The organism is Ilumatobacter sp. (assembly GCF_049588435.1).
In the GTDB taxonomy this organism is placed as follows: Bacteria; Actinomycetota; Acidimicrobiia; order Acidimicrobiales; family Ilumatobacteraceae; genus Ilumatobacter_A.
The window spans coordinates 1-8,627 of the sequence record NZ_JBAVYV010000263.1; the positions used below are offsets into that span (position 1 = coordinate 1).

Annotated in this window: 9 protein-coding genes; 8 read left to right on the top strand and 1 reads right to left on the bottom strand. The window is 68.3% G+C overall.

The genetic code is table 11. The features are described from left to right. Positions 1 to 159: 159 nt before the first annotated feature. Positions 160 to 1,359, top strand: coding sequence for a cystathionine gamma-synthase family protein (locus WBV89_RS10325; RefSeq protein ID WP_423981258.1), 1,200 nt, complete (start codon positions 160 to 162; stop codon positions 1,357 to 1,359). A gap of 255 nt (positions 1,360 to 1,614) precedes the next feature. On the opposite strand, the gene WBV89_RS10330 is transcribed toward WBV89_RS10325, so the two are convergent. Further along, the gene (locus WBV89_RS10330) at positions 1,615 to 2,775 is read right to left on the bottom strand and encodes an AI-2E family transporter (RefSeq protein WP_423981259.1); all 1,161 of its coding nucleotides are present in this window, start codon (positions 2,773 to 2,775) and stop codon (positions 1,615 to 1,617) included. A gap of 18 nt (positions 2,776 to 2,793) precedes the next feature. On the opposite strand from WBV89_RS10330, the gene WBV89_RS10335 reads away from it, so the two are divergent. From WBV89_RS10335 to WBV89_RS10365, 7 genes are all read left to right on the top strand, one after another. Further along, complete coding sequence (locus tag WBV89_RS10335) at positions 2,794 to 3,867, top strand: AI-2E family transporter (RefSeq protein ID WP_423981260.1); 1,074 nt, start codon at positions 2,794 to 2,796, stop codon at positions 3,865 to 3,867. Positions 3,868 to 4,013: 146 nt separating this feature from the next. Next, a complete protein-coding gene (locus WBV89_RS10340; RefSeq protein ID WP_423981261.1) occupies positions 4,014 to 4,964 on the top strand; it encodes a heme/hemin ABC transporter substrate-binding protein in 951 nt (316 codons plus the stop codon). Beyond that, positions 4,964 to 5,785 carry a HugZ family protein gene (locus tag WBV89_RS10345; RefSeq protein WP_423981262.1) on the top strand — a complete coding sequence of 274 codons (822 nt, stop codon included), beginning with the start codon at positions 4,964 to 4,966 and terminating at the stop codon, positions 5,783 to 5,785. The genes WBV89_RS10340 and WBV89_RS10345 overlap by 1 nt, the downstream gene beginning before the upstream one ends. A gap of 70 nt (positions 5,786 to 5,855) precedes the next feature. Beyond that, positions 5,856 to 6,407, top strand: coding sequence for a hypothetical protein (locus WBV89_RS10350; protein ID WP_423981263.1), 552 nt, complete (start codon positions 5,856 to 5,858; stop codon positions 6,405 to 6,407). Continuing rightward, complete coding sequence (locus WBV89_RS10355; RefSeq protein ID WP_423981264.1) at positions 6,404 to 7,942, top strand: iron-siderophore ABC transporter substrate-binding protein; 1,539 nt, start codon at positions 6,404 to 6,406, stop codon at positions 7,940 to 7,942. Before WBV89_RS10350 ends, WBV89_RS10355 begins: the two co-directional genes overlap by 4 nt. Then, positions 7,939 to 8,121, top strand: coding sequence for a hypothetical protein (locus WBV89_RS10360; protein ID WP_423981265.1), 183 nt, complete (start codon positions 7,939 to 7,941; stop codon positions 8,119 to 8,121). Before WBV89_RS10355 ends, WBV89_RS10360 begins: the two co-directional genes overlap by 4 nt. A gap of 23 nt (positions 8,122 to 8,144) precedes the next feature. Further along, a partial coding sequence (locus WBV89_RS10365) for a FecCD family ABC transporter permease (protein ID WP_423981266.1) occupies positions 8,145 to 8,627 on the top strand: 483 nt, incomplete at its 3' end.

Consider the following 8,627-nt stretch of genomic DNA (forward strand, 5'->3'; position numbering starts at 1 on the left):
CTTCCGTCACGATCTGTCGAAATTCCGGGGCGGGACGCTCGAGGGACGGTGGACAGCTCGGCGATCGCGGTGACTCCGGCGAACGAGCGGACGATCGGCCCGGCTGGACCGCAACCGACTGGTAGACAACGCTGTGACCACGACCATGAAGGACCCGTCATGACTGAATCCACCGATCCGGCCGACACACGACCGAGCCCAGCCACGCTGGCGGTCTGGGCAGGGGAGGACCGCTATCTGGTCGACCGCGCCACGCAGGTGCCCGTCGTCCACAGCGTCTCGTTCGGCTACGACGACTTCGACGAGTGGTACGACGTCGCGACGGGCGTCGCGAAGGGCCACATCTACGGACGCAACACCAACCCGACCGTCGCCGTGTTCGAGGACAAACTGCGGATCCTCGAGGGCGCCGAAGCAGCGACCTCCGCCGCCACCGGGATGGCCGCGATCTCGAACTCGTTGCACGCGCTGCTGAGGCCGGGGTCGAAGGTCGTCTCCGTCAAGGACACCTACGGCGGAACCAGCCTGCTGTTCACCGAGTTCCTGCCGTCGATCGGCATCGAGGTCGACCTCGTCGACACGACCGACTTCGAGGCCATCGAGACCGCCATCGCGGCGGGATGCGACCTGCTCTATCTCGAGACCCCGACCAACCCGACGCTCAAAGTCCTCGACCTGCCGCGCCTCATCGCGGCGGGCCACGCCCAGGGTGCGATCGTGATGGTCGACAACACGTTCGCGACACCGATCAACCAGCTCCCGCTGAGCCTCGGCGCCGACCTCGTCGTCCACAGCGCCACCAAGTTCCTCGGCGGGCATGCCGATGCGCTCGGCGGCGTCGTCGCCGGACGCCGCGACCTCGTCGAGAAGGTGTACCACTACCGCGAGATCAACGGTGCGACGCTCGATCCGATGGCTGCCTACCTGCTGCTGCGCGGCATGAAGACGCTTCACCTGCGCGTCGAACGGCAGGCCCAGAACGCGCACGCCGTCGCGTCGTTCCTCGAAGGCCACGACCGGGTCACGCGGGTCAACTATCCCGGACTCACGAGCCACCCGCAGCACGACATCGCTGCCAGGCAGATGAGCGGATTCGGTGGGATGTTGAGCTTCGCGCTCGACGGCGGTCTCGAGTCGGTGAAGAAGTTCCTCCCGCACATGCGCTACGCCCACCGGGCCGCCAACCTCGGATCGGTCGAGACGATCATCGGTCCACCGGCGACCACCAGCCACGTCGAATGCACGCCCGAGGAACGCGCTGCGCTCGGCATCCCGGAGGGACTCGTCCGCTACTCCACCGGGATCGAGGGCATCGACGACCTCATCGCCGACCTCACCCAGGCCCTCGACGCGGTGTGACCCCGGGCCGCCCTGACCCCGACCCCGACCCCGCCCCCGACCCGGGCCCGCCGATCTCGTGAACACTTCCGGCGCTCCGTGCGCGAACAGTTCATGAGATCGCCGCTCACCGAGTCCACGCCCCGAAATTTCGGGAGATCTGGACGGCTGGCGTCACGATCAGGCGAAATTTGCGGAGGCCGGCGCAGGGGGCTCGCCGCAGGGGCTTGCGCAGGGGCTGGTGCAGGGACCGGAGCAGGGGCCGGGGCGGGGGTTTCAGTGACCTGGCCGCAGCCGGCTGAGCAGGCGCGACAGGATCGTGGAGTCATCGTCGTCTCCGTCGGAATCGCCGTCTGACTCCCCGTCGGAATCCGACTCGTCGGTGGCATGCGTCGACATCCAGACGGACTTCACCGCACCGATCATCGGTGTCGCCACGAGGGCGCCGGGAACGCCCGCAGCAGCGCCGCCGATGAGTGCTGCGAGCATCGTGGTGGGTGGCGACAGATCGACGGCTCGCCCGATCACGAGCGGTTGGATCACGTTGTTCTCGGTCTGCTGGTAGGCGAGGAACACGACGAGCGCGATGACGCCGACGAGCGGTCCCTGGGTCAATGCCAGCACGACGAAGAATGCGCCGCCGAGGAATCCACCGATCTGCGGGATGAGGTTCGTCAGCGCAGCCCAGATCGCGGCCAGCGGCGCCAGGGGGACACCGAGCACGAGCCCGGCGATCAGCACGACGATCCCGTTGAGGAGCGCGACCGATACCGAGCCGGCGAAGTAGCGCGCGACCGATTGATACACGATCCGGCCCACCTCGTCGGCACGTTCGCGGTTCTCCGGAGGCACGAGTCGACGCACCCGGGCGACGAGCGCCTCACCGTCGAACAACACCGCGATCGCGGTGACCAGGACGAGCAGGATGGTCGCGGCATTGCTGACGAAACGGTCCGCAGCGCTCGTGATCGTGTCGGCGTTGATCCGATTCGGAAGGTCGTCGACGAATCGTTCGGCGCGGCCGATCGCATCGGCGTTCTCGAGCGGCTCACCGACCAACGGCCAGTCGTAGAACGCCTCGATGGTCGCAGGCAGTTCGTCGGCGAACTCGCTGGCCTGATCGGCAGCGGGAGGTCCGAGCAGGAGCAACGTGCCGCCGAGCAGTGTGGTGAGACCGATTCCGACGATGACGGTGCCGATGGCTCGACTGCAGCGCAACCGGCGCTGTGTGGCGCGCAGGACGGGGTCGAGTGCAAGTGCGAACACCACCCCGATGCTGAGCGCCGTGAGGGCATCCGGCGCGGTGCGAAAGATCGCGAGAACCGCCAACGCCATGAGGATCCCGAGGCCGACCATGGCGACGGTGATCACGTCGAGACGCATCGAACCGGAGGCCGATTTCGATGAGTCACGGTCGTCCGGACCCCGGTCACTCACGATCGTTACACTAGTGCGATGCCCGTCCGGCAGGTTGCCGAGCGAACCGGAGTTCTGCAGCCCCGTGCGCGCACTGCCGTGCTCGTCGCAGCGGGCGTCCTCGGAGTGATCCTGGTCCGCAACGTGTTCGTGGCGGCGCACCAGGTGTTCGGGTGGGCCGTGGCCGCGTCGCTTCTGGCGCTCTTCATCGCACCGGTCGTCCGAGGTCTCGACGCGGTACTTCCGCGCCCGGTGGCCGGCGTGCTCAGCTTCGTGCTCCTCGTGCTCGCAATCGTCGGCGTGGCCTTCGTCTTCTCGACCGGCGTGCACGACGAGGTCGAGCGGTTGAACGATCAGGGGCCAGCGATCGCCGAGGCAATCGAACAGCGAGGCGATCGGATCGGCACCTTCGCGTCCGACATCGGACTCGCTGACCAGGTCGCGGAGGTCACCGAGCGGTTGGCCGACAACGTGGGGTCCACAGGCGACTCGCTCCGCAACGCTGCGTTCTCGGCGCCGACCTATCTGATCACGATGATCCTCACGATCTTCCTGCTGATCTACGGGCAGCGCCTCCTCCGTGGCGGTCTGGACCTCCTGCCTCACCAACAGCGCGACGCGCTCGATGCGGCCGTTCCCGAAGCAACCCGCCGGGCCCAGATCTATGTCGGTGCCTCGTTGGTCCAGGGCGTGGTGAACGGCGTCGCCGTGTACATCGGGGCGGTGCTGATCGATGCGCCCGCAGCCGGTCTGCTCGCGCTCTTCGCAGCGACGGTGGGGATGCTGCCGTACCTCGGAATCGTTCTCGGTTGGCTCCCGCTGATCGTGTTCAGTTTCGGTCTCGTCCCGCTGTACGCCGTTGCTGCGGTGGTGGCTGTCGCCCTGGGGCTCCAGTCGCTCGAAGGTTTCGTCTGGCGGCCGCGCATCGACGAGCGGTCGCTCCACCTCGGACCGGCAGTCCCGATCGTGGCCGCGGTGCTCGGCTATGCCCTGTACGGAGTCGGCGGTGCGTTGTGCGCGTCGGCGACCGTCGTGGTCGCGTTGGCGCTGGTCGACCAACTCACCGACACCGAGGGCCAGGCGCTCCCCACCCCGCTCGACGACATCGCCTGACCGCCCGCGCCCGACCAGCGCCGGACCCAGCCGATCTCGTGAACTCTTCTGGCGCTCCGTGCGCGAACAGATCACGAGAACGCCATTCTGAGCGCGATGTAACCTGGGCTTGCAATGAGAGTTAGGATTACCTAACATCTCGCGTCATGACACCGACGGCGAGACTCTGTGCCCTGGCGCTCGTCGTCGGTGTGGCGACGCTCGGTTGTGACGTCGGCTCGGCCGGCACCTCCGCATCCGAGATGGTCGGGGCTGCGGACACGACCTCGGCGCCGACAGACGTACCATCCGCAGCGACCGCACCGGCGGTGACCGAGCAGCGCATCGTGCCCGTCGACGGTGACCTCGCCGAGATCGTGTTCGCACTCGGCCTCGGCGAGCAGGTGGTGGCGACCGACATCTCGGCCACCTATCCGGCCGACGCCGATGCGCTTCCCGAGGTGGGCTATCAGCGTGCGCTCGCACCCGAACCGATCCTCGCGTTCGAACCCACGACCGTGCTCGCCACCGACCTCGCCGGTCCCGCGGAAACGCTCGACGCGCTCGACCGGCTCGGAGTCGAGACCACGGTGATCGATCGCGAGAGCACGTCCGACGGACCGGGGAACAAGATCCGCGCGGTCGCCGCCGCGCTCGACGTCGTCGACGCGGGCGACGAACTGGCCGACAGCGTCGATCAGGCCATCGCCGCGGCACGCGAGCGGGCCGAGCGGGCACCGTCGTCGCCGCGGGTCGGTGTCCTGTACCTGCGCGGTGAGAGTGTCCAACTGCTCCTCGGCGAGGGCTCCGGCGTCGACTGGCTCATCGAGGCAGCGGGAGCGACCGACATCGCCGCCGACCTCGGCGTCGACGACTACGCCGCGATCAGCGCCGAGGCGTTGCTCGCAGCGTCCCCCGATGCGTTGATCGTCCCCGAGCGGGGACTCGAATCCGTCGGCGGCGTCGACGGTCTGCTCGACATCGACGGAATCGCCGAAACCCCCGCCGGCCGGCAGCGCCGGATCCTCGTCTACGACGACCAGTACCTGCTCGGCAACGGCCCGCGCACGGGCGCCCTCCTCGACCAACTGATCACCGACCTCCACGGAGACATCTGATGACCAACGCACCAACCGAAACCCGCCACGCGCCCGCCGGCCCGCACGAGACCGCAGGACCTCCGACGGTCGGCGACACCTCGAGCTTCCCGTCCTTCTCCGAACTCACCCGCACGCTGATCGAACCGGGCGGCATCGCGACGCTGAGCACGCTCACGTGGTCCGGTCACCCGTACGCGTCGATCGCTCCGTACTCGGTCCTCGCGAACGGCGCTCCGGTGGTCTGCATCTCGGACCTCGCCGAGCACACCCAGAACCTGCGACGCGATCCCCGGGCGAGCGTGCTCGTCGAGGCGCTTGCCGAACCCGGCGTCGACCCGCTGTCGCTCTCTCGCGTCACCGTGCTCGGCAGCTTCGTCCCGTATGAGCCATCGGACTGCGAGATCGACGCGCATCTCGACGTCCACCCGTTTGCTCGCCACTACGTCGGTTTCGCCGACTTCTCGTGGTGGCGCTTCGACGTCGCGAACCTCCGATACGTCGGTGGCTTCGGTGTGATGGGGTGGGGAACCGGCGAGGAGTACCGCGCGGCGAGCGCCGATCCCGTCATCCCGGCCGCATCGCCGATGATCGACCATCTCAACGCCGATCACGCCGATTCGTGCGCAGCGATCGTTCGGCATCTCGCCGGGGTCGCCGAGGTGGAGCGCGCCGACGTCACGTCGATCGACCGCTACGGCATGACGTTCGACGCTCGCTCCGGGAGTGACCACCTCGCGACCGCGCGGGTCGCGTTCGTCGAACCGCTCACTGCCCCCGAGCAGGTGCGCGCCGCATCGATCGAACTCGTCCGCCGTGCCAGCTCGGCGACGCCGGCCTGACCGGCACCCCAGCTGTCCGAATCCTTCACCCGCCGATCCAACCCTTCCACCATCCTCCGAGGAGACCCTGATGAAACCACTCGAACGCCTTCGTCTCGCGACGGCACTCAGCCACACGGTGCCCGGCGCTAAACTCCACTTGCGGACCGACCGCGGAGAATCGGTCGTCGTCGGCGAGGGCGCCCACGCCGACAACGGCCCGTGTGCGATGCGCCGCGTCGTCGCAGCCAGCGCGTGCCCGAACCAGCCGGACCTGTCGGAGCATCTCGTCGACATCTCGGTCGGCGGCGCGCTCACCGACGTCGGTGGGGGAGTGTTCTCGACCTGTCGCAACGGGATCGAACAGCGCTGGATCGCGACGACCTTGCTCCCCGATCGCGTGGCGCAGGTTCTCGCGGACGTCGGCCTCGATGCCGTCCCCGACGAGGCGATGCATGCCGCAGTCAAGCCGGACAGCGGCCTCGCCGTGACCGTGCTGGCGATCACCACGAGCGACATGCGCTTCCATCACATGCTCGACGAGATCGCCGTGCTCGCCGCGGGCGCCTGCCTCGTCGAGGAGCTCAGCTGCGACGTGTCGCGGCTCGCCCCGAGCAACGAGACCGCAGGAGGTGTGTCGTGAATCGGCGTCTCGTCTCGGGCGCGCTGGTCGCAGCTCTGCTCCTGGCCGCATGCGGCTCGTCCGACTCGTCGTCCGGTTCCGCGTCCACCGATGCGCCCTCGACCGATGCGCCCGCGACCGAGGTGACCGTCGACGACCCGACCGGATCGAGCCCGACGGACGATTCGGGCGACACCGTCGCCGGGACCGCCGACACCGCATCGCAGGACACGATGACCGATGCGGCGGACGCGTTCCCGGTCACGATCGAGCACAAGTTCGGCTCGACCACGATCGACGCCGAGCCGACCCGGGTGGTCTCGGTGGGCTTCAACGAGCACGACTTCCTGCTCGCGCTGGGCGTCGTCCCCGTCGGCCTGCGCGACTGGTACGGCGAGCAGCCGAACTCGGTGTGGCCGTGGGCGCAGGACGAGCTCGGTGACGCAACGCCTGAGGTGATCGCTGCCGATGCGCTCAACTTCGAGCAGATCGCAGCCCTCGAACCCGACCTGATCGTCGGCGTGTGGTCGGGGATGACCGACCAGGACTACGAGTTGCTCGCCGCGATCGCTCCGACCGTCGCGCAATCCGACACCTACGACGACTTCGGAACCCCGTGGCAGGAGCAGACCGAGATCCTCGGGCGAGCCATCGGGCAGTCCGACCGTGCCGACGAGGTGGTCGCGGACCTGGAGGGACGATTCGAGGCCGCCCGCGATGCGCATCCCGAGTGGGACGGCCAGACCGCGTCGGTCGCGTTCGTCACCGAGCAGGGACCTGGTGCGTACACATCACAGGACACGAGGAGCCGGATCATGGTCGACCTCGGCTTCGAGATTCCCGATGTCAACGACTCGGGCGGCGACGGCTCGTTCTACCTGGAGCTGAGCCCGGAGGACATCACCCCGCTCGATGTCGACGCCCTCGTGTGGGTCGCCGGTTCGCAGGAAGCCATCGACGGGATCCTCGAACAGTTGCCGACACGCTCCGCCCTCGACGCGGTCGCCGAGGGACGTGAGGTGTTCGCCGACATCGAGCTGTCGGGAGCGTTCTCGCACGGCAGCCCGCTGAGCCTGGAGTACGTCCTCAACCGCCTGGTCCCCGAACTCGAAGCTGCGGTGGACGGAGATCCGACGACGGTCGTTCCGTCGGCGGCCGTGGTCGGCGCCGTGCCGGCGGAATCGAACGGTGGCGCTGCGGATGCAGTCGATGACGCCGGGGAGAGTGCCGACGAAGCGGCTGCGGCGTGGGCGGTCGTGTTCGACTCGACCGTCGCGTTCGACGACAAGTCGGCGCACCTGGCCGACGCCGACAGCCTGAGCGGTGCCGCCGAGGCCTACGCGGCCGCCGGCGAGACGATGGGTGGGATCAGCCTCCTCCCGACCGACGTCGAGGTGAAGGGTGACTCCGCCGAGATCGTCTACGACGTGAACTTCGGGGAGAACCCGGCATACACCGACCAGACCGGCTCGATCGACCTCGTCGACGGCACCTGGATCGTCAGCCAGGACGAGTTCTGTGCGTTCATGTCCTCGGCACGGGTTCCGTGTCCGTGACCACCTCGAACGCGCTCCAGGCCTACCTGACTTCGTGGCTGCAACGGCACCGCAAACAGCCGAGGTCGATGCCGACGTTGTCCGAAACGGCCGTGCTCGCGGCGTCGTGCGAACGCGACGACGGTGCCGCGACGACGTGTCCGTGCATGATGATGGGCTTCCTTGCGCTGCGACGTTAGGTTTACCTATCACCATGGTCGTGATGATCGAAACGGACGACGTTCCGCGCGTCAGCGAGGCGTCGAGCGAACGCCGCCCCGTCATCGGCAACGGTCGGGTGCGCTCGAATCGACGCCGGGTCGCAGGACTGGTCGTGCTGGTCGCGGCAGTCGGGTTCGCCGCGCTGCTCTCGCTCGCGGTCGGTGCCAAGTCGATCGCGTGGTCGACGGTGATCGATGCGCTGGCCGCCTACGACGGATCGGTCACCGATCATCTGATCGTACGTGAGCTCCGGTGGCCGCGCACGATGCTCGGCCTGCTCGTCGGCGCTGCACTCGGGACGGCGGGAGCGTTGATGCAGGGGGTCACGCGCAATCCGCTGGCCGACCCCGGCCTGCTCGGTGTGAACGCCGGTGCTGCATTCGCCGTCGTCCTCGCGATCTGGGCGTTCGGGACGACGAGCGCATCGGGGCTGGTCTGGTTCGCTTTCGTCGGCGCCGGACTGGCCTCGGTCGCCGTGTACCTG